22 protein-coding genes are annotated in these 24,816 nt (G+C 60.8%); 9 read left to right on the forward strand and 13 right to left on the reverse strand.

What is annotated here, in order from left to right; translation table 11 throughout:
* Positions 1 to 51: 51 nt before the first annotated feature.
* The 4 genes from AC1965_RS12090 (at position 52) to dtd (ending at position 2,905) form a co-directional block, all read left to right on the forward strand.
* Positions 52 to 531, forward strand: a complete 480-nt coding sequence (locus AC1965_RS12090) for a DUF6428 family protein (protein ID WP_483884123.1) — start codon at positions 52 to 54, stop codon at positions 529 to 531.
* Positions 532 to 664: 133 nt separating this feature from the next.
* Positions 665 to 1,783 (forward strand): primosomal protein N' (replication factor Y) - superfamily II helicase, encoded by a 1,119-nt coding sequence (locus tag AC1965_RS12095; RefSeq protein WP_483884124.1) that lies wholly within the window; start codon positions 665 to 667, stop codon positions 1,781 to 1,783.
* A complete protein-coding gene (locus AC1965_RS12100; protein ID WP_483884125.1) occupies positions 1,780 to 2,457 on the forward strand; it encodes a nitroreductase in 678 nt (225 codons plus the stop codon). Before AC1965_RS12095 ends, AC1965_RS12100 begins: the two co-directional genes overlap by 4 nt.
* A 1-nt stretch (position 2,458) precedes the next feature.
* Complete coding sequence (dtd, locus tag AC1965_RS12105) at positions 2,459 to 2,905, forward strand: D-aminoacyl-tRNA deacylase (RefSeq protein WP_483884126.1); 447 nt, start codon at positions 2,459 to 2,461, stop codon at positions 2,903 to 2,905.
* A gap of 157 nt (positions 2,906 to 3,062) precedes the next feature.
* Here dtd and AC1965_RS12110 read toward each other — a convergent pair whose 3' ends face one another.
* The 7 genes from AC1965_RS12110 to AC1965_RS12140 form a co-directional block, all read right to left on the reverse strand.
* Positions 3,063 to 4,175, reverse strand: coding sequence for an S-(hydroxymethyl)glutathione dehydrogenase/class III alcohol dehydrogenase (locus AC1965_RS12110; protein ID WP_483887035.1), 1,113 nt, complete (start codon positions 4,173 to 4,175; stop codon positions 3,063 to 3,065).
* 61 nt (positions 4,176 to 4,236) lie between these two features.
* Positions 4,237 to 4,536 carry a DUF4387 family protein gene (locus AC1965_RS12115; RefSeq protein WP_483884127.1) on the reverse strand — a complete coding sequence of 100 codons (300 nt, stop codon included), beginning with the start codon at positions 4,534 to 4,536 and terminating at the stop codon, positions 4,237 to 4,239.
* Complete coding sequence (locus tag AC1965_RS12120) at positions 4,533 to 5,888, reverse strand: acyclic terpene utilization AtuA family protein (RefSeq protein WP_483884128.1); 1,356 nt, start codon at positions 5,886 to 5,888, stop codon at positions 4,533 to 4,535. The genes AC1965_RS12115 and AC1965_RS12120 overlap by 4 nt, the downstream gene beginning before the upstream one ends.
* 3 nt (positions 5,889 to 5,891) lie before the next feature.
* Positions 5,892 to 7,397 (reverse strand): tripartite tricarboxylate transporter permease, encoded by a 1,506-nt coding sequence (locus AC1965_RS12125; RefSeq protein WP_483884129.1) that lies wholly within the window; start codon positions 7,395 to 7,397, stop codon positions 5,892 to 5,894.
* Positions 7,398 to 7,400: 3 nt separating this feature from the next.
* Positions 7,401 to 7,838, reverse strand: coding sequence for a tripartite tricarboxylate transporter TctB family protein (locus tag AC1965_RS12130; protein WP_483884130.1), 438 nt, complete (start codon positions 7,836 to 7,838; stop codon positions 7,401 to 7,403).
* The gene (locus AC1965_RS12135; RefSeq protein ID WP_483884131.1) at positions 7,838 to 8,806 is read right to left on the reverse strand and encodes a Bug family tripartite tricarboxylate transporter substrate binding protein; all 969 of its coding nucleotides are present in this window, start codon (positions 8,804 to 8,806) and stop codon (positions 7,838 to 7,840) included. The genes AC1965_RS12130 and AC1965_RS12135 overlap by 1 nt, the downstream gene beginning before the upstream one ends.
* Before the next feature lie 175 nt (positions 8,807 to 8,981).
* Entirely contained in the window at positions 8,982 to 9,443 is a 462-nt protein-coding gene (locus tag AC1965_RS12140) for an Lrp/AsnC family transcriptional regulator (protein WP_483884132.1), read from the reverse strand.
* A 125-nt stretch (positions 9,444 to 9,568) separates the two neighbouring features.
* On the opposite strand from AC1965_RS12140, the gene AC1965_RS12145 reads away from it, so the two are divergent.
* Complete coding sequence (locus AC1965_RS12145) at positions 9,569 to 12,970, forward strand: indolepyruvate ferredoxin oxidoreductase family protein (RefSeq protein ID WP_483884133.1); 3,402 nt, start codon at positions 9,569 to 9,571, stop codon at positions 12,968 to 12,970.
* Here the strand turns inward: AC1965_RS12145 and AC1965_RS12150 are convergent.
* The 6 genes from AC1965_RS12150 to AC1965_RS12175 all read right to left on the reverse strand — a co-directional run bounded on the left by AC1965_RS12150 (position 12,967) and on the right by AC1965_RS12175 (position 19,888).
* Positions 12,967 to 14,640, reverse strand: a complete 1,674-nt coding sequence (locus tag AC1965_RS12150) for an amidohydrolase (protein WP_483884134.1) — start codon at positions 14,638 to 14,640, stop codon at positions 12,967 to 12,969. The two genes, AC1965_RS12145 and AC1965_RS12150, sit on opposite strands and share 4 nt — an antisense overlap.
* A 61-nt stretch (positions 14,641 to 14,701) precedes the next feature.
* Positions 14,702 to 15,724, reverse strand: coding sequence for an ABC transporter substrate-binding protein (locus tag AC1965_RS12155; protein ID WP_483884135.1), 1,023 nt, complete (start codon positions 15,722 to 15,724; stop codon positions 14,702 to 14,704).
* 44 nt (positions 15,725 to 15,768) lie between these two features.
* Positions 15,769 to 16,575, reverse strand: coding sequence for an ABC transporter permease (locus AC1965_RS12160; protein ID WP_483884136.1), 807 nt, complete (start codon positions 16,573 to 16,575; stop codon positions 15,769 to 15,771).
* A complete protein-coding gene (locus AC1965_RS12165) occupies positions 16,568 to 17,479 on the reverse strand; it encodes an ABC transporter permease (RefSeq protein WP_483884137.1) in 912 nt (303 codons plus the stop codon). Before AC1965_RS12165 ends, AC1965_RS12160 begins: the two co-directional genes overlap by 8 nt.
* Before the next feature lie 3 nt (positions 17,480 to 17,482).
* Positions 17,483 to 18,553, reverse strand: coding sequence for an ABC transporter ATP-binding protein (locus AC1965_RS12170; RefSeq protein ID WP_483884138.1), 1,071 nt, complete (start codon positions 18,551 to 18,553; stop codon positions 17,483 to 17,485).
* Positions 18,554 to 18,790: 237 nt separating this feature from the next.
* Positions 18,791 to 19,888 carry a cupin domain-containing protein gene (locus AC1965_RS12175; RefSeq protein ID WP_483884139.1) on the reverse strand — a complete coding sequence of 366 codons (1,098 nt, stop codon included), beginning with the start codon at positions 19,886 to 19,888 and terminating at the stop codon, positions 18,791 to 18,793.
* A gap of 463 nt (positions 19,889 to 20,351) precedes the next feature.
* On the opposite strand from AC1965_RS12175, the gene AC1965_RS12180 reads away from it, so the two are divergent.
* The 4 genes from AC1965_RS12180 to AC1965_RS12195 all read left to right on the forward strand — a co-directional run bounded on the left by AC1965_RS12180 (position 20,352) and on the right by AC1965_RS12195 (position 24,771).
* Complete coding sequence (locus AC1965_RS12180) at positions 20,352 to 20,852, forward strand: Csu type fimbrial protein (RefSeq protein ID WP_483884140.1); 501 nt, start codon at positions 20,352 to 20,354, stop codon at positions 20,850 to 20,852.
* 45 nt (positions 20,853 to 20,897) lie between these two features.
* A complete protein-coding gene (locus AC1965_RS12185) occupies positions 20,898 to 21,344 on the forward strand; it encodes a fimbrial biogenesis chaperone (RefSeq protein WP_483884141.1) in 447 nt (148 codons plus the stop codon).
* A gap of 86 nt (positions 21,345 to 21,430) precedes the next feature.
* Positions 21,431 to 23,839, forward strand: coding sequence for a fimbria/pilus outer membrane usher protein (locus AC1965_RS12190; RefSeq protein ID WP_483884142.1), 2,409 nt, complete (start codon positions 21,431 to 21,433; stop codon positions 23,837 to 23,839).
* Positions 23,836 to 24,771 (forward strand): Csu type fimbrial protein, encoded by a 936-nt coding sequence (locus AC1965_RS12195; protein WP_483884143.1) that lies wholly within the window; start codon positions 23,836 to 23,838, stop codon positions 24,769 to 24,771. Before AC1965_RS12190 ends, AC1965_RS12195 begins: the two co-directional genes overlap by 4 nt.
* The last annotated feature ends 45 nt before the right edge of the window (positions 24,772 to 24,816 follow it).

Below are 24,816 nucleotides of genomic sequence, written 5' to 3' on the forward strand. Positions count from 1 at the left end.
AAAGCTCTGCCAATTATATTTCAATGATTCTTGAAATGAAAGCTTAAAACCATGAATTTCGCAACCCTGCTAGAGACGCTCAGTGCCGCCCCCGCCGATCTTCCCCTGATCTTTGAAACCAGCGACGGCGCGATAGGCGCAGGCTATCACGTAACCGAATTCAAACATGCGCAGATCACCGGCATCGACTGTGGCGCGCGGCTGTCCAATTGGTCAGAGGCGACGCTGCAACTGCTCGATGGCGCGGGGCGCGCCCATATGCGGCTGTCGACCTTCACCAATATACTGCGCCAAAGCATTGCCCAAGTGCCCGGCCTCGGCACCGCGCCGATCCGCGTGGAATTTGCGCCGGGCAATGCCGGGATGCGCAGCTATGACATGCAGGCGCCCGAAGTTTTTGGCGACCGCGCCGTGATCCGGTTGCGCGACGCCCGCGCGATATGCAAACCCGCCCATGACAAGGGTGGCACCTGCGGCACGGCGGCGGACCAGCGCACAGGGGCAACGGCCACGACAGGCTGCTGCGCCTGAACAGTCCACCTGCGGTCGGTGCCTGCCGATCCCGTCCCCCGGCGTGCGATTTTTGCGCGCCGGGGCTGGCACGCCCCGTGCTTCGTCGTTAGGCTTCGGCGCGATTGCCCCCGCGTGAGCCAAGCTGACAGCCATGACTGACACCGATATCCCCCCGCCGCCGCCCTCTCCACAAGACGAACACCGCTTTCCCTGTGACACCTGTGGATCAGACATGCGCTTTGATCCCGCCGCCGCGCAACTGGTCTGTGATCACTGCGGCAACACCGACACCATCGCCGGCACCGGGCGGCATACGCAGCCGATCCGCGAGCTGGATTTTCGCGCGGGCCTCGAAGCGGCCTTACCGGATATGGAGATGGAGGAAACCCGCGTCACCACCTGCCCCAATTGCGCAGCTCAGGTGGAATTTGCGCCGGGCAAACATGCCACGGAATGTCCGTTCTGTGCCACGCCGGTGGTGGTCGACACGGGCACCAACCGGCATATCAAACCGCGCGCCGTGCTGCCCTTTGCCCTGACCGAAGATACCGCGCGTGATGCAATGACGGATTGGCTGGGTGCGCTGTGGTTTGCACCCAATGGCATTCAGGATTACGCGCGCAAGGGCCGCAGGATGCAGGGGATCTACGTGCCCTACTGGACCTATGACGCCGATACCAAAAGCAGCTATCGCGGTGAACAAGGCACCGTCTACTACGAAACGCGCACGGTGATGCGCGATGGCAAACGCGAACAACAGCAGGTGCAAAAGGTCCGCTGGCGCGCGGCATCGGGGCGGGTCAAACGGTTCTTTGACGATGTGCTGGTGCTGGCCTCGCTGTCCTTGCCCAAGACATATACCGATGGCCTACAGCCCTGGGATCTGACCGCGCTGGAACCCTATGCGCCGGAATATCTCGCCGGGTTCCGCGCCGAAGCTTACGGTGTGTCGCTTGAGGATGGCTATGCCCAGGCCCGCGCCCATATGGACCGGGTGATTGAGCGGGACGTGAAGTTTGACATCGGCGGCGACCGCCAGCGTGTACACGACATCCAGACGCAGATCAGCGATGTCACCTTTAAACATATCCTGCTGCCGGTCTGGCTGGCGGCCTACAAATACCGCGGCAAAACCTACCGCTTTGTCGTGAACGGGCAATCGGGCAAGGTACAGGGCGAACGCCCCTATTCAGCGATCAAGATCACCATCGCCGTGGTGCTGGGGCTGATCGCCGCCGCCATCGCGGGCTATTTCATGGCGCAGAAATGACGGCAGAGTATGACCAGTTCACCGCCCTGTTGCAGGGGCGGTATTCCTGCCGGGCGTTTCGCCCCGATCCAGTTCCTGCCGACGTGATCACCCGGATCGTCAGCGCCGCGCGGCGGGTGCCGTCATGGTGCAATGCGCAGCCTTGGCAGGTTACGATCACCACAGGCGCCGCGACCGACAGCTTTCGCACCGCGCTGATGCAGGCCGCCCAAAGCGACACCCCCGCCGCGCCCGATCTGACCTGGCCTTCAGGGTACAGCGGGGTCCACGCCGAACGCCGCCGCACCTGTGGTTTCCAACTCTATGGCGCCCTCAAGATTGAACGATCTGACCGGGCCGCCCGGCAGGCACAGATGCGGCGGAACTTCGCGCTGTTTGACGCGCCGCATGTGGCGATCGTGACCAGCGGGGCCGAACTGGGCCCTTACGGCGCGATGGACTGCGGCGGCTTTGTCACGGCCTTTACGCTGGCCGCCACCGCCCTTGGCGTCGGCACGGTGGCCCAGGCGGCCATCACCGCATACGCCCCCCTGGTCCGGGCGCATCTGGATCTGCCCGACAACCGGCTGGTGCTATGCGCCATCTCATTCGGCTATCCCGACGACACCGACCCCGCCAACCGGTTTCGCACCGAACGGGCCGAAGTTGACGACATCATAGATTGGAAATCCTGACATGCGCGCCTTGCTACAACGGGTCACAGACGCATCGGTCACCGTTGACGGATCGGTCATCGGTCAAATTGGCCCCGGCCTGCTGGTCCTGATCTGCGCCATGCCCGGTGATACCACAGCGACGGCCGATGCGCTGGCGTTGAAAATCTCGAAACTGCGGCTGTTCAAAGACGGCGCGGGTAAAATGAACCTAAGCCTGACCCAGACCGGCGGCGCCGCGCTGGTGGTCAGCCAATTCACCCTCGCCGCCGACACATCACGCGGCAACCGCCCCGGTTTCTCAGGTGCCGCCAAACCCGACGACGCCAACTCACTCTACGAACACTTCGCCGGCGCCCTCGCCGCGCTGGATATCGCCACCAAAACCGGCCAGTTCGGCGCTGACATGTCGGTCGCCCTGACCAACGATGGCCCGGTTACGCTCTGGCTGGATACGGCGGCCCCTTAACTCTTTTTGGTCTTATCTATTCCTCGGGGGGTCTCGGGGGGCAGACAGCCCCCCGGCTCTACGTCAAATGGGGCGGGGCAGACAGCCCCCCGGCTCCACGTCATATGGGGCGGGGCAGACAGCCCCCCGGCTCTACGTCAGCCACCCCGCGCTTGCCTCAAAACTCGACAACCGCCCGGATCGACTTGCCCTGATGCATCAACTCAAAGCCTTCGTTGATCTGGTCCAGCGTCAGCTTATGCGTGATCATCGGATCGATCTCGATCTTGCCGCTCATGTACCAATCAACAATCTTTGGCACATCCGTGCGCCCCTTGGCCCCGCCAAAGGCAGTGCCACGCCAGACGCGCCCGGTGACCAGTTGAAACGGCCGGGTTGAGATTTCGGCCCCCGCCGCCGCCACCCCGATGATGATGCTTTCGCCCCAGCCCTTATGCGCCGCCTCAAGTGCTGTGCGCATGACCTTTGTGTTGCCGGTGGCATCAAAGGTGTAGTCGGCCCCGCCTTTGGTCAGTTCGACCAGATGCGCCACCAGATCGCCCTCTACGTTTGAAGGGTTCACAAAATCGGTCATGCCGAAATAGGTGCCGATTTCGGCTTTGTCGTCATTCAGATCGACACCCACGATCTGATCCGCCCCGGCAAGCCGCAGCCCCTGAATGACGTTGAGCCCAATGCCGCCCAGACCAAAGACCACACAGCGCGCGCCGATCTCGACTTTGGCGGTGTTGATCACCGCGCCAATGCCGGTGGTAACACCGCAGCCGATATAGCAAATTTTATCAAAAGGCGCGTCCTTGCGCACCTTGGCCAGTGCGATCTCAGGCACGACCGTGTGGTTGGCAAAAGTCGAACAGCCCATGTAATGATGGATCGGCGTGCCATCCAGCATGGAAAACCGCGTGGTGCCATCGGGCAGCAGGCCCTGGCCTTGGGTGATGCGGATTTTCTGGCAGAGGTTGGTCTTGCCCGACAGGCAATACTCGCACTCACGACATTCCGGCGTGTAAAGCGGGATCACGTGATCGCCCACTTCCAGCGTGGTCACGCCCTCGCCTACCTCCAGCACCACGCCAGCACCTTCATGGCCGAGGATCGCGGGAAAAATGCCTTCGGGATCATCGCCCGAGCGGGTGAATTCATCCGTATGGCACAGGCCCGTGGCTTTGATTTCAACCAAAACCTCACCGCGTTTAGGCCCTTCGAGGTTCACCTCCATGATCTCAAGCGGTTGTCCGGCGGCAACGGCGACAGCGGCGCGGGTTTTCATCATGGGGGATCTCCTTGGGAATGATCAGGTATGTCTTTTGCCTATATGCCCTGCCGCGCGCCTAAATGTCCATTTCCGACAAAAGCGCCGCCCAAGACGCCCCGTGCATGTCACGGTCGTTGATCGCCCCCTGCACCGTGGGGCGCGGCAGGCTGATTTTGACGACGTTCAGCGACGCGATGTCGAACCGCTTGAGGTCTTGCGAATTGGCCCCCAGCAATGCTGCCACAGCAGTATTATCCAACCGTGCCACAACATCTTTGTACGCCGCGTCGGACCCGCAGAAGATGTCGATGGTCAGCCAGAACGGTCCCGCGTTTTTCGACCGGACCTTTTGGACGATATCGCCTAACGCGCTCATGGTTCCAGCACCTCCAATGAAAAGGCCTGCATCGGATCGTCCAGCGTCATGATGTGGTGCAGGGCAAATTCATAGACCGCGCCACGCGGCATTTCAGCAGGCGAAAACGGAAAGGCAAAGGTGGGCTGTTCTTCTTCCGAGGTCAGCGGATGGTGCAGCAGATAGGGGTTCAGCATCTTTCCCAACTCGTCGGCCAGCGCCATGTCGGGGGCCGTGATGATCGCCAGCACGCCCACCTCAACCGGGGGGGCTACATTGGTTTCCAGATCACCAAAGCTGGCGTTCTGCCCGATCAGGCGCAACTCGATACCATAGCTGTCGGGTGCTGCGTCCAGCCGGGCGGCGGCTTTTTCCAGGCATTTGCGGGTGATATTATCGGCCCAGATTTTGGCGTTCTGCACATAGCGGTGATCGCGCAGCAGCACCATCAGCACGGTCTGATAGCCCGCCACCCGCGCCCCTTCAAGTTTGACCGTGTAATCATCCGAAGCCACCCAGCGCGCGCCGGTAACATGCACGCGGGTATCATCCAGCGCGCGGTAATGGGCCTGCGTCACATCCAGATGCCCGCCCGGTTCATACAGGATGAACGGATCGGAGTTTTCATAAAGCATATGCGCAGAGACGGTATGCGGCGTCGCCTTTGCCCCGTCGGCCAGCGGGTGAATGGTAAACCCACCATCATCGTCAAATTCGACCATCAGCACGCCAGATTGCGGATTGCTGGCACATAATGCGCCACATTCACCGATCTTGGCGGCGTGCCATGCCGCGCCCGCGTCGATGCCCTGTTGCAGGGGCAAGGCCGCGATGATGGCCGTATCGGTGGTGCGCCCGCAGATGATGATATCGGCCCCGGTATCCAGCGCCGCCGCCACCTGTTCGGCCCCGGCCAGTGCCACGATATGGGTGCAGGCGCGGATGCCATCCGCGTCGATTTCCGGCGCGCCAGACAGCGGCGTGATGCGCCCCGCCTCAAAGGCCTCTGCGATGTGATCGGGGTCTTGACCGGACCGCAACACGGCGATGCGCGGGCCTGTGCCCTGCTCTGCCGCGATCTCGCGCGTGATGTCGAGCATCCAGTCAACAGCGCTGTCGCTGCCGCAGGTGCCTGCGGTGCCGATCACCAGCGGGCAACCGGCCTCGGCCTGCGCCGCCATCAGCCCGGCCCATTCCAATTTGATCGACGCGCGGGCGTATTTCGACACGCCGCGCCCCAGATACGAGGGGCCGCTGTCGGTCGATCCGCCGTCAATCGCAATGATATCAGGGCGCGCATCAACGCCGCGTTGCAGGGCCGCAAGGTCATAGTTCAGACCCAGCGCCCCGGAGGGGATCAATACCTTAACCATGGCTTAGTCCGTAACCGCCTGCGGCCGTTTCAGCAAGCCACGCATGAACATCGGTGCGACAAAGCCAGCGATGGCAAATATCCACAACCCGATGGCAATGGGCGATGAGAAAAGAAACATCGCATCCCCATCCGACAGCACCATGGCGCGGCGCAGGGCATTTTCCATGTTACCGCCCAGCAGGATACCAAGGATCACAGGCACCGTCGGGATATCCAGCTTGCGCAGAACATAACCCAGCACGCCAAAGCCGACCATCAGCAGCAGATCAAAATAGCTCCCCGAGAGCGAGTAGATGCCGACAAAAGATATCATCGTCACCCCCGGCAACAGCACCCATGCAGGCACCATCAGGATTTTCACAAAGATCTTCACCATCGGCACGTTCATCAAAAGCAGCACCACGTTGGCAATGAGCAGTGACGCGATCAGTCCCCAGACCACTTCGGGCCGGTCGGTAAACAGCGTTGGACCCGGTGTGATGTTCAGCGTCATCAACAACGCCAAAAGAACCGCCGTGGTGCCGGACCCCGGCACGCCCAGTGTCAGCATCGGCACCAGCGCGCCGCCCGCAGCGGCGTTATTGCCCGCCTCTGGGGCCGCGACGCCTTTGGGCACCCCGGTGCCAAAGCCGCCTTTGTCGCCCGCCAGAGCCTTTTCAGACATATACGCCATGAACGATCCCAACGAGGCGCCGGCGCCGGGCAGGATACCCGCGATGAACCCCACACCGGACGAGCGCAGCATGGTCCATTTCGTCTCGTTGATATCTTTCCAAGGGATACGCACCTTATCGAGCTTTACGCCGATCGACGATCCCTTACCGTGACTTTCAATAAAGAAGAACACCTCCGCAATGGCGAACAACCCGACAATGGCCACGAGGAAATCAACGCCGTCCATCAGGTGCATATTGCCATAGGTCAGACGCGGCATACCCGAGTTGTTGTCGACGCCGATCATCGCAATCGCCAGACCGATACACGACGCCAGCGCCGCCTTGGCCTGATTGTTCGACGCCATGCCACCCAGTGTGCAGAACGCCAGCAGATATAGCGCAAAATATTCAGCCGGGCCAAAGAGATAGGCAACCCGCGCCAGCATCGGGGCCAGCAGCATCAGCCCCACGGTGGCCAGAAACGCACCTACAAAGGACGCAACACCGGACAGGACCAGCGCATCGCCCGCGCGGCCCGCCTTGGCCATCGGGTAGCCATCCAGCGTGGTCATCAGTGCCGGTTCATCACCGGGGATGTTCAGCAGGATCGAACTGATCCGCCCGCCATACATCGCGCCGTAATAGACGGAGGTCATCAGCACCAGCGCGCTGGTGGCATCCAGCCCCATGGTAAAGGTCAACGGGATCAGAATTGCCACACCGTTCGAGGGCCCGAGCCCCGGCAGCGCACCAATGATCGTGCCAAGAAAACACCCAACTACCGCCAACATCAGCGTAAAGGGCGATAACGCCACGCCAAAACCCAGCGCGAGGTTTGCAAACAGGTCCATTGGCTACATCCACCCCTTAGGGAAACCGACCAGGCTGAGGCCCAATGCGTACTTAAAGACGATATAAAGTCCCACCGACAGGCCGACACCCGCCGCAACCGCAGGCAGGGGGCGCGGTGAGATCTGATAGCTCAGGATACCGGCGGCAATCGCCGTTGGAATAACAAAACCCAGCGGTTTCAACGCAAAGGCATAGGCAACCAGCACCACCACGGCCACAAGCAGCGCCACAAAGGTCGGTGCAGCGGGCCAGTCAGGGTCAGGATCGGGGCGCAGGATCATCACAAGCGATGAAATCGCAGCCACCGCACCGATCAGCATCGGAAAGGCCCGCGGCCCTACGGGATCAGCAAGAAAGCTGGTCTGAATTTGCGTCGCGCTGGCCATATAGGCCAGCGCGAGAAACAACATGACCAGACCGAAAATCCGGTCAGAGGCCATTACTGGATGACCCCCAGTTCCTTGGACATCGTGTTGATATCGGCAATCAGCCCGTCAACATAGGATTGGAAATCACCACCCACTTTGGTGAACGGGGCAAGACCATTGGCCTCCATCGCGGTTTTCCACTCTTCGCTGTCCGCGACCTGTTGCAATTTACCGGCCCATTCGTCGAACTTTTCGTCCGAAATGCCCTTGGGCACATAAAGCCCGCGCCAGTTCACCGCGACCACGTCATAGCCCTGTTCCTTGGCTGTTGGGATGTCGTCAAAGCCCGGCACGCGCTCTTCTGTCAGCACTGCAATCACCCGGACTTCGCCGGATTTCACAAACCCCACAACTTCTGACATGTCGCCCGTCATTGCTTGGGTAAAACCACCAACAGTCTGCGTGATGGCATCTGCGCCACCGTCAACACCAATGTATTTGATCTTTTTGATATCGGTGAACCCGGCCTCTTGAAGGATCATCAGTGGTTTCATGTGGTCAAACCCGCCCACGGCAGAGCCGCCAGCAAAAGCGACGGAAGAGGGGTCTTCCTTGATCTTATTGACCATGTCATCGAGCGTCTGAATTTCGCTGTCCTTTGCGACGACGATCACACCCGGATCGGCCCCGATGGCGCCCACGAAACGCACCTGATCGGCGGTCATCCCGGCGTAGGCGTTCTGTGCCAGACGTGTGGTTGTTGCCGACGAGGCGGCGATGATCAGATCGGCGTTGTCGTTCTGTTCGGTCACCACGTGACCAAAGGCCAGACCGCCGCCCGCGCCGGCCATGTTGGTGACCTGAATGGGTTTGTCGACCGCGCCGATGTCATACATGATCTTGCCGATCTGGCGGCAGGTGAAATCCCAGCCACCGCCGGGGTTGGCCGGCGCGATACATTCGGCGGCTGACACGGCCCCTGCCGCGCCCGTTGTCAGCACGGCACTGGTCATCAATGCTTTGAAAAAGCGGAATTTCATGGTTGTCCTCCCAGACTTGTTTTTCGTGAGACCGGTCCAGAATCAAGGTCCGGTCGGCGTCATCGTCCAACCCTAAAGGGTTCAAGAGCCACAGTGCAATAATTCTGTGGCTGGAATGTCGCATTCCGCCCCCCGGCCCGTCACCCCCCCCGATCAGGCGCGTCTGGTCGGCAGGTCAGCCAGTGATGGGCGCGTTTGATTTGATCCGGCGCAGCACGACATTCGTGGTGGCCGAATTCACCGCCGGTTGCAGGAACAGGAAACTCTCAAGAAACGCGTTATAGGCGTCGATGTCGCGGCACAGGATGCGCAGGTGGTAATCGGCCTGCCCCGTTGTGGCGAAACATTCCGTCACCTCATCGCGGGTCTGGACAGCGGCGATGAACCCCGCCAACGCCTGCGCGTCGTGACGGGTCAGATGGACATGCACCAGCGCCTCAAAGGCCAGTCCCATCGCCTGCGGATTGACGATTGCGGCATAGCGTTCAATCACGCCCGCCTGCTCCAGCGCTTTGACCCGCCGCCAGCAGGCCGAGGCAGAAATGTTCAGCCGCTCGGCCAATTGCGCATTGGGCAATCGCGAGTCCCTTTGGATCAGGGCCAGCAGTTTGCGGTCGGTTGCGTCCATCTGGATCATGGTAAATTCTTTCGGATAAGTGCCAGTTGGCAGCAAATCTATCCGAAAATCCCCCGTAATGCCAATTAGAAAGATGCGTAAATTCAGGCAAGCTGCGCTATATTACCGACAGCAAGGAGACCGACATGACCCAAGCCAGCCATGATTTCAGCACCTACCAACTTGACGACCGCTATGCCCGCACGACGGGTCGCGTGTTCCTGACCGGCACACAGGCGCTGGTGCGGATCATGCTAGATCAGGCGCGGCGCGACCGTGCGGCGGGGCTGAACACCGCGGGCTTTGTGTCGGGCTATCGCGGCTCGCCGTTGGGGGGGCTGGATCAGGAATTCTGGCGCATCGCAAAACGGGTCGAAGAAGCGGGCGTGAAGTTTCTTCCTGCGGTCAACGAAGACCTTGGTGCCACTGCCGTTCTGGGCGCGCAGCAGGCGCATCTGGATCCGCACGCCGAGGTCGAAGGCGTGTTTTCCATGTGGTACGGCAAGGGGCCGGGCGTGGACCGTTCTGGCGATGCGTTGAAACACGGCAACGCCTATGGCTCTGCCCCCAAGGGCGGCGTGCTGGTCGTCGCGGGGGATGATCACGGCTGTGTGTCGTCGTCCATGCCGCATCAATCGGACGTCGCGTTCATGTCGTGGTTCATGCCCACGTTGAACCCGGCATCGGTGGCGGAATATGCTGAATTTGGCGAATACGGCATCGCGCTGTCGCGGTTTTCGGGGACTTGGGTAGGGTTCAAGGCGATATCGGAAACCGTGGAAAGCGGGGCGTCGGTGGACCTCACGCCCGACCGCGTGTTCAACCAGCCTGAGTACACCGCCCCTGCGGGGGGGCTGCATGTGCGGCTGGGCGATCTGCCATCGCCGCTGATCGAAAACCGCATTCATGACAAGCTGGAGGCCGTGCAGGCCTTTGTGAACGCCAACCCGATCGACCGCCATATCTACGAGATCAAAGAGGCGCCTTTTGGCATCGTGACCACCGGCAAGGGCCACCTCGACACGATGGAAGCGCTGCGGTTGCTGGGCCTCGACGAGGGCAAATGCCGCGCCTTGGGGATCGACATTTACAAAATCGGCATGGTCTGGCCACTGGCCCTGCGCGATGCGTTGGATTTCGTGAAGGGCAAGCGCGAAGTGCTTGTGATCGAAGAGAAACGCGGCATTATCGAGAGCCAGTTCAAGGAGGCGTTTTATGACTGGCCCGGCTCCAAACCCGCGCGGATGGTGGGCAAGCACGACGAGAACCTCAAGGATTTGGTGCCATGGACGGGCGAGCTGTCCCCGCTGAAGCTTGCCCCGATCATCGCCGCACGGCTGGATGCGTTTTTCCCCGGCGAAAATCTGATCGAAAAGGCCCGTGCGCTGACCAATCAGCCGCCTGTTCTGCTCAACGTGCCGGGCGCCACCCGCACCCCCTATTTCTGTTCGGGCTGCCCGCATAATTCCTCGACCAAAGTGCCGGAGGGATCGAAAGCCAATTCTGGCATCGGCTGTCACGTCATGGCGTCTTGGATGGACCGCGACACCGCCGGTTTTGCCCAGATGGGCGGCGAAGGCGTGCCGTGGATTGCAACGTCGCTGTTCAACGGTGGCAAACATGTATTTCAGAACCTTGGCGAAGGCACCTGGTATCATTCCGGGTCGCTGGCCATTCGTCAGGCGGTCGCGGCCAAGACGAATATCACATACAAGATTCTATATAACGATGCGGTCGCAATGACGGGCGGTCAGCCAGTCGATGGGCCGGTTTCGGTGGCCGCCATCGCACAGGCCAGCCGGGCGGAAGGCGTGGCGCGGATCGCGCTGGTCTCGGACCGACCCGAGCTGCTGCCCAAGGCTGATTTCCCATCCGAGACGACGTTCGATCACCGCCGCGATCTGGACCGCGTGCAGCGTGAACTGCGCGACATACCGGGTGTCACGGTTCTGATCTACGAGCAGACCTGCGCGACGGAAAAGCGGCGCAAGCGCAAGCGGGGGCAGATGGATGACCCCAAGAAATTTGTGATGATCAACGATCTGGTTTGTGAAGGATGTGGCGATTGCAGCCTTGAATCCAACTGTTTGAGTGTTGAGCCGAAAAAGACCGAATTCGGCACCAAGCGTCAGATCAACCAATCGACCTGCAACAAGGATTATTCCTGCCTCAACGGTTTTTGCCCGTCTTTCGTGACGGTCGAAGGCGGCACAAGGCGCAAGCGCTCTGGCGCGGGATTAGATGTGGCCACGTTGTCTGCCGCTCTGCCGATGCCTGCCCTGCCCAAGCTTGACCAGCCGTTTAACCTGCTGGTGACGGGCGTGGGCGGTACCGGCGTTGTGACCGTGGGCGCGCTGATCACGATGGCGGCACATCTCGAAGGGTTGGGATCAAGCGTGCTGGATTTCACCGGCTTTGCCCAGAAATTCGGGACAGTTCTGGGCTATGTGCGCATCGCCGCCACACCTGATGACGTGCACCAGGTGCGCATTGATCAAGGTGCGGCGGACGCTGTGATTGGCTGCGATATGGTTGTCAGCTCCGCGCCCAAAGCATCGGCGCATTATCGGCGGGGAACGCGGATCGTGCTGAACCGGGCGGAAATGCCGACCGGCGATCTGGTGCTCAACCGCGACGCCGATCTGGCGATTGATGAACGCGAGGCGGTGATTGCCGCGGCGGTGGGTGCCGAGAACCTCAGCGCCTTTGACGCCAACCGCATGGCCGAAGTGCTGATGGGTGATGCGGTTTTTGCCAACGTTATGATGCTGGGATATGCGTGGCAAAAGGGGCTGGTGCCGGTGTCTCTGACAGCACTGGAACAGGCGATTGAACTGAACGGCGTGGTGCCCGACAAAAACCGCGCGGCCTTTGGCTTTGGCCGGGTGATGGCGGGTGATCCGCAGGCGATTGAGGCGCATCTGGCCCCTGCCCCGGTGGTCGATGATACCGTAGACGCCCTGATCGCGCGGCGGATGGAATTCCTGACGGATTATCAGAACGCGGCCTATGCGACCCGCTACAAGGCGCGGCTGGACGGGTTGGCGGCGGCACTACCTGCCGGGTCCGATGATCTGGTCCGTGCGGCGGCGAAATCCCTGTTCAAGCTGATGGCCTACAAGGATGAATACGAGGTCGCGCGGCTGCATCGTCAAGCTGGGTTTGCGGATAAGATCGCCGAGAATTTCGAAGGCGATTACAAGGTGAAGTACCACCTCGCCCCGCCGATGTTCCCCACCGGAACTGACGGGCGCGGGCGGCCCAACAAGCGGCAGTTCGGGCCGTGGATGGGGCCTGTGTTTGATGTGCTGGCACGGATGAAGCCCCTGCGTGGCACCTGGGCGGATGTGTTCAGCTATGGCGCGGATCGCAAGCTGGAAGTCGGGTTGATCGCATGGTTCGAAGGCGTCATGGCCGCAGCGCCAGCGTTGGCCCCGGATCAGGCGCTGGAGGTGCTGGCGGCACCGATGGAGATACGCGGCTATGGGCCGGTAAAGGAAGCGGCGGCAGAAAAGGTACAGGCTGAGGTGGCGCAGGCGCTGGCCTAGGCCGCGCTGTATGTCACCCGCCCGTTACAGATCGTTGCCACGGTGCTGGCCTGCGTAATCTCGGCCGGCGGCAACGTGGTGATGTCATGGCTCAACACCGCGACATCGGCCATCATCCCGGCCTCAAGCCGACCTTTGCGGGCCTCGTTGAATTCGACCCAGGCGTTGTCGCGCGTATAACTGGCCAGCGTTTCCATCAGGCCCTGGGTCTGGTCGCGCCAGCCCTTGCCCATGTCCTTTGGCGCGATGGCGGCCTTGATGTTGGTCATTACCTCAACACCGATCACCGGCCAGTCGGTTGAAAACACCACCGGCGCCCCGGTTTCGCGGATCTGCTGCCAGGCATAGGCGCCTGCGATCTGATGATCATGCAGGTACTTCGGCACGCCTTCTGACGGAAAGATATGACCAAAGGGCGCGTGCCCCGGCTGGATCGACGCCACCGCCCCAAGCTCGGCAATACGTGGGATATCGTCGGGGTGCATACATTCCAGATGTTCAATCCGGTGGCGGCTGTCGCGGGTGCCATTGGCGGCGCGTGCGGCCTCGTATGCATCCAGCGTGCGCCGGATACCTGCGTCACCGATGGCATGCACGACGATCTGCAACCCCCGCGCGTCGATGGCGGTGCAGGCGGCGTTAAACTGATCTGCCTCGAACACGGCATCGCCACAGGTGTCGGTGGTGCCGGGGTATGGCTCCAACATCAGGGCGGTGCGCCCCTCAATCACGCCGTCGATGAACATTTTCACATAGCCGGAATAGACCATATCGCCGGAATATTTGTTCTGCATCTCGACCGCCGCATCAAGCCTGTCCAACGTATCGTGGCTTTTCAGGTGCAGCGGCACGGCGGTGCGACAGAGCAATCGGCCCTCGGCCTCCAACTCACTCAACAGTTCAAGCTGGTAAAAATTGCCATCCATGCAGTGCAGCGTCGTGATGCCCTGTGCCGCGCAGTGGCGCTGACCTGCGACAATCACATCCTTGTCCTGTTCGCGTTCCTCCGGCGTTGGCGCTGGCTCGGGATCGCGCCCAGTGACCAAGCCCGCCAGATCGCGCCCGCCATGGCGGGTCAGTTTAAGGATTTCGCCAAAGGCATCAAATTCGCGGAACTCGCCCGTGGCCAGCCCGTCGTCCCCCATGACAACGGTCGCCCCGGCCTCAGTTTCCTTGCCGTGCAGCAGGCCTGCCAGTTCCAGCGCGGCGGTATTGGCCCAGACGGTATGGTGGTCGGGCGCAAACATGGCAAAGGGGCGGTCGGGGCAGACCTGATCCAGCTCTTGCCGCGTCGGCGTGCGGTCGGGGTGCAGAATGGCGTAATCGGCCTGCACGGCAAAGATGATGCGGTCGCGGGGATTGGCGGCGGCATAAGGGGCCACCACATCGCGCAGCGCCAGCGGGCCCTGCACGCCCATCAAATCAAGGCAGGACAGTTCAACCGAGCCGCCGAAAAGATGCACGTGGCTGTCGATGAACCCCGGCAAAACGGTGCCACCCTTGGCATCTATGATCTGACTGTCCGGCCCGGCCAATGCGCGCATGTCGGCATCCGTGCCAAGTGCTGCAATCTTGCCGCCCGCGATGGCCAGCGCCGTGGCGCCATCCGGCGTATCGGCAAAGGTGATCAATGCGCCGTTTAGAATGATGATGTCTGGAGTCTGTGCCATGGGACAAGCCTTTGCGCGGGACGGAAAAAGGGCGTGCCCGGTATAGGCACGCCCCAGCGGTTTACTTCTGTAGTTCAGTCCATATCTGGGTATAGATCTTGGACACTTCAGGTGGGCAGGTTTCGGCAATATACGCCGCCGCCTTGAGATCGGCAGGCACCACGATTTCAGGCGCTGATTTCATCTCGTCGGACATAAACTCTTCGGAGCCTGCGATGCCATTGGCGTATTTCGCGAAGGATGACAGCATCGCGGCATTTTCTGGGTCCATGATAAAGTTGATGAACAGTTTGGCGTTGTCGACATTCTTGGCATCCGAAAGGATCGCGGCATTGTCCATCCAGACCGGATAGCCCGTCTGAGGATAGCCAAAGGCGATGTCTGGGTTCTGGTCACGCGCGCGCATCGACGCACCGTTCCAGTTTACCCCGGCGGCTAGGTCGCCCTTGGCGTATTTTTCGATGTTGCCATAATCCATCGACAGCCAATCTTTCTTGGCATCGACCAGCGTATCGCGGACCTTTTTCAGCACGTCCTTGTCGCCGGTGCAGGTCTCTCCGCCGACATAGTGGATCGCCATCCCCATGACGTCGTTCATTTCAGGCACCACGTTAACTTTGCCCTTGAGCGCATCCGGGGTTTTGAAAATGATGTCGGCGGTGTTGATATCGCCATCGTATAGCGCTGTGTTCACGGTCACGCCCACGGTGCCCCACTGCCATGGCACCGAATGTTTGCGGCCGGGATCAAAGGCCACATCCATCCACTGCGGGTCGATATTGGCGTGGTTTGACAATTCGGCGGGGTCGAGCTCCATCAGCATGCCCTCGCCTACGAAGATCGGGATGTAGGTGCCCGACGGCACAACAATATCAAAGCCGTGCCCGCCGGCCTTGATCTTGGCCAGGGCCGTGTCGTTGCTGTCGTAATCGGTGATCGTCACCTTGACGTCATGTTCTTTCTCGAACTTCTCGATCATTTCGGGCGAGGTGTAGTTGCCCCAGTTATAGATGTTCAACTCGCCTTCGGCCATCGCGGCCCCGGCGACGGCGATCAGCGCCGTAGTGGTGAGAAATCTTTTCATTGGTCGTCTCCCTTTATTGTTGGTCGTTCTGTTGGTGGTCATGTTTATTTTTTGGCCCGGCTGACAAAGAAGAAGGCGATGACCATGGTCACCGATATCGCCAGAAGGACGGTCGAGATGGCGTTGACCTCGGGTGTGACCACCCGGCGCAACTGCCCCAGCATGTAGGTCGGCAACGTATCCTGACCTGCGGATTTCACAAACTCCGTGATCACCACATCATCCAGGCTGATGACAAAGGCCAGCATCGCCCCGGCAAGGATACCTGGCCAAAGTTGCGGCAATGTGATGCGCCGGAACACCTGAAACGGCGTGGCGTAGAGATCGGCGGCAGCTTGTTCAAGGTTCAGGTCCATCCCCTGTAGGCGCGCGCGGATCGGCAGATAGGCAAAAGGGATGCAAAAGGCGGAATGCGCCAGAACGAGATAGCCAAGCCCGGTGTACCCGGTCCAAACCTTGACGCTGGCAAAAAGGATCAGCAACGCCACGGCGGTCACGATCTCGGGCACCATCAGCGGCTGGTTGATGGCGGCAAAGACAGCGGCATAGCCCCGGAACGGGCGCACGCGGGTGGTGGCCAGCGCAGCCAGCACAGCACAGCCAGTGCTGATCAGCGCCGCCCAACACGCCAACACCAGCGACCGCACGGTGGCGTCCTGCACCTGCTGGTTGTCCCAGGCGCTGCGATACCATTGCAGCGAAAAACCCTCCCAGATCGCGATGGAGGTGCCGGCGTTGAAACTGTAGATCACCAGAAGGACCACAGGCAGATACAGCAGCGCAAAACACGTCAGCGCGATCGGGGTAAATCCCCATTGGCGGCGAATGTCGAAACCAGATTCCTTAGCCATGGTGCACCTCGTCTTTCCCGGCGGCCCGCACATAGAAAATCAGCGCCACCATCACGATAACCAAAAGCGTGATCGACAGTGCCGCCCCCAAGGGCCAGTTTCGCCCCTGCCCGAACTGCAACTCGATCAGATTACCCAGCATCAACTGCTTGCCACCGCCCATGACGCGCGGGGTCACATAGGCCCCAAGGCTGGGCACAAAGACAAGGATCGACCCGGCAATCAGCCCCGGTTTGACCAGCGGCAGGATCACCCGGCGCAGCACGGCAAAGCGCGTGGCGTAAAGATCATATCCCGCCTCGACCAGTGAAAAATCCAACCGCTCCATGCTGGCATAAAGCGGCAGCACCATCAGGGGCAGGTAGACATAAAGCATCCCGATCATGATCGCGGTTTCGGTGAACAATATCTGGATCGGCTGATCAATCACCCCTGCCCAGATCAGCAGCGAATTCACGGTGCCTTCATTGCGGATCAGCTCCATCACCGCGAAGGTGCGGATCAGCAGGTTGGTCCAGAACGGGATCATGATCAGGAGCATCCAGATGTCGCGGCGGTGCGGCGGCCGGGTGGCGATGAAATAGGCGGTGGGAAAGCCAAGGATTACCGCGCCAATAGTCGTCAATAGCGACAGTTTCACCGACCGCCACAGGATCGACAGATGCGCATCGGCAAAGCTAAGCGTGTCGTCAAAGATATCGCGCTGCAAAAAAACGTTGAACCAGGCGTCGGTGGAAAAATCCCACTCGATCCCGCCGTAATCACCCGGCGACAGAAACGAATAGGTCAGCGTGATCAAAAGCGGGCCAGAGGCCGCCACCACAAGGATGATCAGCGCGGGCGCCAGCAGCAGCCAGCGGGTGCGGGCGGCGCGTTTGTCGGCTTTGCTTGCCAGATCATCCATCGCTCAATCCTTCAGCACTTGGCCGACACCGCCGGGGAAACTGACCCCGACCGCATCACCGATGGCAAAGGGCGTGGCGGCACCGGGTGTGTTCTGCGCACGCACGACAAAGCGGTCATCGCCGCTTAGCGTCACATGGTAATGGGTGTCGGTGCCGAAATAGACGATGTTGTCCAGCCGCCCGGTCAGTAAACCCGCGTCGGGCGCGACAAGGCTGGCGTGTTCGGGGCGCACCGCCAAGGTGGCACCGCCGCCCTGCCCGCCCATCACCGCGCGCGCCTTGACGGTCTTGCCCGATGCCAGCTCGGCCTCTGCCACCGATCCGCTGACGCCCCGCACCGAGACGGACAGGAAATTGGTATCCCCGATAAAATCCGCGACAAAACGTTCTGCGGGATGTTCGTAGATATCGGTCGGGCTGCCGATCTGGCGGATTGCCCCTGCGTTCATCACGGCGATCCGGTCCGACATGGTCAGCGCCTCTTCTTGATCGTGCGTGACAAAGACAAAGGTGATGCCGGTTTCCGATTGCAGGCGTTTCAGTTCGATCTGCATGTCCTTGCGCAGCTTGAAATCCAGCGCGCTGAGCGGTTCATCCAGCAGCAACACCTTGGGTTTCGGGGCCAATGCCCGGGCCAGCGCCACGCGCTGCTGCTGCCCGCCTGATATCTCGCCGGTGCGCCGGTCCGCCATTTGGGTCATCTGGACCAGCGCCATCATGTCGTCGACCGTGGCGGCGATTTCGGCTTTGGGCTTGCCCAACATCTCAAGCCCGAAGGCGATATTCTGGCGCACTGTCAGATGCGGAAACAGCGCGTAGTTCTGAAACACCGTGTTTACCGGGCGTTGATGCGGGGGCAATTGCAACAGGTCCTGCCCGTCCATCGTGACCGTGCCCGCCGTCGGATCGACAAAGCCCGCGATCACCCTCAGCAGCGTTGTCTTGCCACAGCCCGACGGCCCCAGCAGCGTAAAGAATTCGTTTTCGCGGATCGTGACCGAAACCTCATTCAAGGCCATAAAGCGCGACGCCCCCGCGCCATACGCTTTGCTGACGTGATCAATTTCGATCATATGACCCCCCTCGGGTGTTTATGCGGCATTTTGCCGTCATTGTGGATGCCACAGCGCCCGGCCCCGATACGGCGCAGGCGCTCACAACCCAGTCATGTATGACTGAGCCGCGCCAATCGTCGGGCAAACCTGTATGGCAACAGCTTCACGCTACTCCGAAGCCAAAACACAAATCAAGCCAGTAGGTTTTTATTTGATCAAATCTTGAGGATAGCCAAATGGCTGCCTAAAAATCCATCACCCCAGAAGCTGCGTCTTGAAATCACCACGCAGTCCGGCCTCCAGCAACTCCAGATCGGGCGAGCAACTGCTGTACTGCGCCACCATGCCCGGCGGAATGACAAACGCGTCGCCCGCCGTCAGATCACGCGGGTCCTGGCCTTCGGCGCTTAACGTCATGCTGCCCGCCATCACAAAGCTGAAATGAATATCGGCGTCATGTTTGCTGGGCGGTGGGGTGCCGGTGTCAAAGCGTGCCACCTGAATGCCTGCCACGCCCTTGGTGCCGGCCGTGATGCCGGTGTCGCGCGCGGTGAACCCCGGAATGCGGAACGGCGCCCATGTCGCCTGATCCTTGATGTGATGCACAAAGGTCTGCCCATCCCATTCGCGCGCGGGGTCGCCGGTGCCGTTTGGCAGGGTCATATCGTGGTCGATGGTGGTCACGTGTTCTGCGGGCACGCCGATCTCGATCACCTCGATCTCGGGCGAGGCATGGACAACGCGGTGGCGGATACCCGGCGGCTGGGTCACGCAGTCGCCCGCGTGCAGGCGCATCATATCACCCTGATCTTCGTACAAGATGTCGACCCAGCCCTTGTAGCAGAAAATCAACTGAAAGCCGACCGTGTGGTAATGCACCATATCCGGCACCGGCCCGCCATCGGGGATGCGGATGTGGCTGGCGATGATTGACCCGCCAAGGCGCGACGGAATCAGATCACGGTAGTGCATTCCCGCGCGGCCAATCACCCACGGGGCCTCGTCCGCCAAGCGGCGCACGGCGAATTCGTGGCGCGTGACGGGCTGTTCCACCTGCGGACTGCGCGGCACGATTTCGACCCGCGTGCCGTTCGGGGCGATCAGGTGGCGCTGGCCATCGGCAAAACTGTCGGGATCGTCGGTCAGGATACGCAGATGTCCCGGCGCCACGTCCGCCCCGCGTTCGATCCGCACACGGATGCCATGGCCGGAAAAACTGGCAACCGACGGATCATCGGCGGGAAAAATATTCTCAAGCCGCATCCCCAATGTCTTGGTGAAAAAAGGCAGATCGTGGCGCAATTCCTGCGTGGGCAGCAGAAATTCAGCGAGGATATCGGATGGTGTCGTCATGTACTGGTCCCGTCATGTGATTTTGTCGCCACTTGATCGGTATCGTTTGTAACCGTCAACCGTCAGTCATCGCCGCGCTACACCCTGTGAAGTCCTTCCGCGGTGGCCAAAAATGTTAATTTTCCCAATATATTATGAGCCCGAGGCGCCGCTTTACAGTTATGCGTAGACTGCAGATGTAGCGGCACGGTCGAGGTCACGCCGCGATGGACACAATTGCCGCTAGTGACAGCACCGAGGCGCGATAGCGTCAAGACCGAGGCACCTACCTGCGGTGGAAAACGCGGCGATAATCCACCCAAAACACCTTATTTTGTTGACAAAATCAACTCCCAAGAATGTCCCAAAAGCAATCTGATAGCGACGCCTTTTCGCCCTAATTCGCGCCTAACTTTAGCCTAATCGCTCTCGAATTCTGGGCGAATTTACGGAGTTTTTGTCCACAATTAGAAAGGAAATAGAAATGTTAGCACTCCACCACACAAAGCGTGCCGCTGCGAGCGCCGCCTTGATCATCGCCAGCGCCACGTCGGCCCATGCCGCCGAAGTGGCAACGACCAACCTCAACGTCTCCGCCCTCGTGCTCGACACCTGCGTATTGTCGGCGGCAACGGGCGTGTCCTTTGCCTCCATCAACACTGCCGAGGCGTCTAACGAAGTCACCCCAGGTTCGGTGGCCGTGGTCTGCACATCGCCGCGTAGCGGTCTGACCGTCAGCCTTGGCGCCGGTGAAAACGCCAGCTCAGGCACGCGCTACATGGCTGACGCCACAAACAACAAGCTGCCCTACTCACTTTACAGCGACTCTGGCCGTCAAAGCGCTGTCGGCGTTGATGGTCTGATCTATTCGGGTGCCGTTTCGGCTGCTGTGCCGCTGGTACTGCCGGTTTACGGCCAGATCCCACAAGGCAACTACAACGCAGGTCTCTATTCCGACACCATTCTGGTGACCCTTAACTACTAATCCGCATCCCGGATCAATCGAGATATCAGTAAAGAGGAAACTCCCATGCCAATGTCGCGTTTCAAATCTCACCTGTCCTCCGCCACCCTTGGCGTTGCACTTATGATCACTGCGGGTGCCGCACCGGCGCTGGCCAACAACCTATCGGTATCGCCCACCCGCGTGATCGTGCCGAAGGCAAACCAAAGCACATTGACCGTCAAGGCCGATGGCAACGAACAGTCCATCGTTCAGGTACGGGTGATGGAATGGAAAGAAGGCACGGCACCGGACCGGCTGAAAAAGACACGCAACGTGGTGATCAGCCCGCCGGTGGCCCAACTGCGCCCGCGCCAGGAGCTGACCGTTCGCATCGTGCGCACCAAGAAACGCGCCGTGCGGGGCCGCGAATGTTACCGCGTGCTGGTCGATCGCCTGCCCGGAAAGGAACAAAGCGGCCAAGCGGTCAAGCTTCAGGTCCGCCACTCTGTTCCGCTGTGCTTTACCTCGTAACCCGACACTGTCGGTTCCCCTTGTAGCGACAGGATATGCACTGCGCTGCTCGGTGATCGCCCTGGGGGGGCCAAAAGGGAAAGATCATGGGAAAGTATTTTATACGCACCACGTTGATTGCTCTGGCTGCAGCTCCCTTTGGGTTGCGCGCCCAAGAAGACACCAGCATGCCACTGCCGATCACGGCCACTGTACCCGATGCGCCTGTGGATTTCATCGAAGACACACCGCTGTTTCTGGCCGTGTCGATCAATGGCCGCGATACGGGCCTTATTGCAGAATTTACCGCACATGCGGACGACAACCGCATTTCGATCCATCGCAAGGAACTGGGCGAAATCGGCGTGCGCGCGCCTGCCGGGCTGCGTGGTCAGATCTATCTCGATGCGTTGAAAGGCCTGCATTACAGCTACGATCAAAGCGCCCAGACGATCCATATTACCGCTGCCCACAAGGCCCTTCTGCCCAACGTAACCTCCGCCGCCCAGCGCCCTGAACACCTCGAACCCGAACGCGAATTCGGTGCGGTGCTCAACTATTCGTTGGCGACAGAGCTTGGCGGCAGCCAGACCCGCTCCGGGGTCGGGTTCAACGCCTTTTCCGCCTCGCTGGACGGCTGGGTCTATACCCCGATCGGCACGCTCAGCAATTCCGGATTCTACCGCTATTTCGACACCAATGGCGGGGGCGATTTCACGCGCCAAGAGACCACCTTTGAATTTCACAAACCTGACCGCGCGCTGACCCTTGCGGTGGGTGACATCACCTCGTCCTCCCTGCCCTGGAGCCGCGCCGTCCGCATGGCCGGCGTGCAGCTGCGCCGGGACTTCAGCCTGCGCAGCGATCTGGTGACGGATCAACTGCTGGCCTTTTCGGGTGCCGCCGCGGTGCCGTCCACAGTGGATGTCTTTATCGACAATAACCGCGCCTATAGCACCGAAATCAACGAGGGCCCGTTCCAGATCGAGGATGTGCCGCTGTACCACGGCTCGGGCGAAGCCGAGATCGTGATCCGGGGCCGCGACGGCACCGAAAAGCGCCGCAACGTGTCGTTCTTTGCCTCGCAAAACCTGATCAAGAAAGGCGTCGCCGATTATTCCATCGAAGCGGGTGTTGCGCGCGAGGATTATGGCCAGCAAAGCAATCAATACGGCCAAGATGCCCTCGTGTCGGCCACCATGCGCTATGGCGTCACCGACACGCTGACCCTGCTGGCCCATGCCGAGGCGAAATCGGACCTGACAATGTTCGGCGTGGGGTTTGCCGCTGTGCCCTATGCGCTGGGCGAGCTGACCCTGACCGCCGGTGGCAGCAAGTACCAAGATGACACTGCGGGGTTTCTCCACGGCACATTGCGCACGTCGCTCGGGCCCGTTGACCTGTCGATCAGCAGCACCCGCGCGCAGACCGGCTTTGCCGACCTGGCCTTTGCCACGGGGGTTGATTTTCTCGGGCCGGGTCAGGTCGCCAACGGATCGTTGCTGGAATTTCCCGAAGCGCTGGACGTGGTCAGCCTGGCCATTCCAGTGTCACGTGATGGCCGCAAGCTGGGCCTGAGCTATGTCAATTCGCGGCGCGCCACATCCAGCGATCAGATCGTGTCGGCCTCCTTTGGTCATTCGCTGAAAAAGGGACGTGGATCGTTCAACATCAGCGCATCGCATAACCTTGTTGCCGAAGAAACCCGCGTTGCCATGGGTATGTCGATGTCGCTGGGCAAACGCCGCCATGCACGCGCATCGCTGAACCGCGATGGGTCGGGCAAGACGTCGACCAGCCTGTTCGTGTCGAAATCCAAAACCGAAAAGATCGGGGCCTATGGCTATGACCTGCAACTGGACCAGCGCAATGGCGACCTGAACCTGCGCGCACGCGGCGAATACCGCAGCCGCTTTGCCGAATACGCCCTTGAGGCGCAGCAGGCCGGGTCCGACACCTATTTGCGTGGCCAGATGGATGGCGCGCTGGTGCTGAGCGGGGGCAAGATCACCGCCGGCAATTCGATCACCGACAGCTTTGCGATGGTCGATGTCGGCGTGAAAGACGTGCCGATCTACCTGCAAAACCGCGAAGTGGCCCGAACCAGCCGCACCGGGCGTGCCATCGTGCCGGGCCTGTCGTCCTTTCGCCGCAACCGCGTCTCGATCAATGTGGCCGACCTGCCCGCCGACGCCTTTGTGGGCATCACCGCCATGGATGTGGTGCCAGACCGGCGCGCCGGTAATTACGTCGATTTCGGCGGCTCGTCCTCGCAAGCGGCGTTGGTTGTGCTGCGGCTGGCCGACGGACGTTTTGTGCCTGCCGGATCGACCGTGCGGGTCAACGGCGGCGCTGACGAATTTGTGGTCGGCTATGACGGCGAAACCTGGCTTGAAAATATCAAGGCCAGTAACCGTATCAGCGTCAACACCCGCGACGGCACCTGCAACGCTGCGTTTGCTTACGCCGCGAGTGCCGATCTTCAGGATGTTGTAGAAGGGGTGGTGTGCTTATGACCTTCCTGCGCGGCATCGCCCTTGTCCTGCTGGCCCTGCTCTGCGCCCCGCGCGGTGCCGCGGCCGGGCCCTGTACCGCCTCTGTCACCGACCTGAACTTTGGCACCGTATCGGTGCGCGCCGGGGCCATCAACCAGACGTCGGGCCTGCTGGATATCCAGTGCAGTGGTCTGTTGACCATCTCGAGCGTCTGCGTGCATTTTGGCCCCGGCAGCGGCGGTGCAGGCGGCAATAACTCCCCCCGCTACATGCGCAACGCCCTCGGCAGTGCGCTTGCCTATGAATTACGCCCCACCGGCCTTGGGGCCGCCTTTGGCACCTTGAACACGATCCGGGTGCCGCTCATCATCGGCGCGCTGGGCATCGGCGGGTCGGCCAAGGTGCCGGTCTACGGGCAGATCGTGTCAAACAGCGTGTCCGTCGGATCGGGGATGTACGCGTCGACGTTTTCCGGCCCCAGCAATATCTCCATATCTTACAGCATGATCACATGTGACCTGCTGGGCGGCAGCGATCCGGTGACCGCCTTCACGGTGTCTGCCGATGTGGTGCCCAGTTGCGAGGTCGACGTGACGTCGATGAATTTCGGCACGATCCCCTCGGCACTGGCCGGGTCGGTGGACAATCAGGCAACCGTCAACGTGCGCTGTACCTCGGACACCAGTTATTCCATCAGCCTTGATAACGGCACCGGCATCGGGGTCACCGGACCGACCGGCCGCAAGCTGCGCAACCTGGGGCATAGTCTGCTTTATGGGTTGTATCAAAACGCCGCGCGCTCGATGCCCTGGGGCGATCAGCCCGGCACCACCGTCTCAGACGTGGGCGCGGGCAGCAATCAAGCCTTTACAATCTATGGCCGTATCTTTGGCGGGCAGAACGCGCGTGTCGGGGTCTATCAGGACTCCGTTGTCGTAACCATCAACTACTAAACACGCAACCTGCGGTAGCATCCTTTCCCCGAGGCTTGAAATGCC

Source organism: Sulfitobacter sp. KMM 9851, from assembly GCF_057178245.1.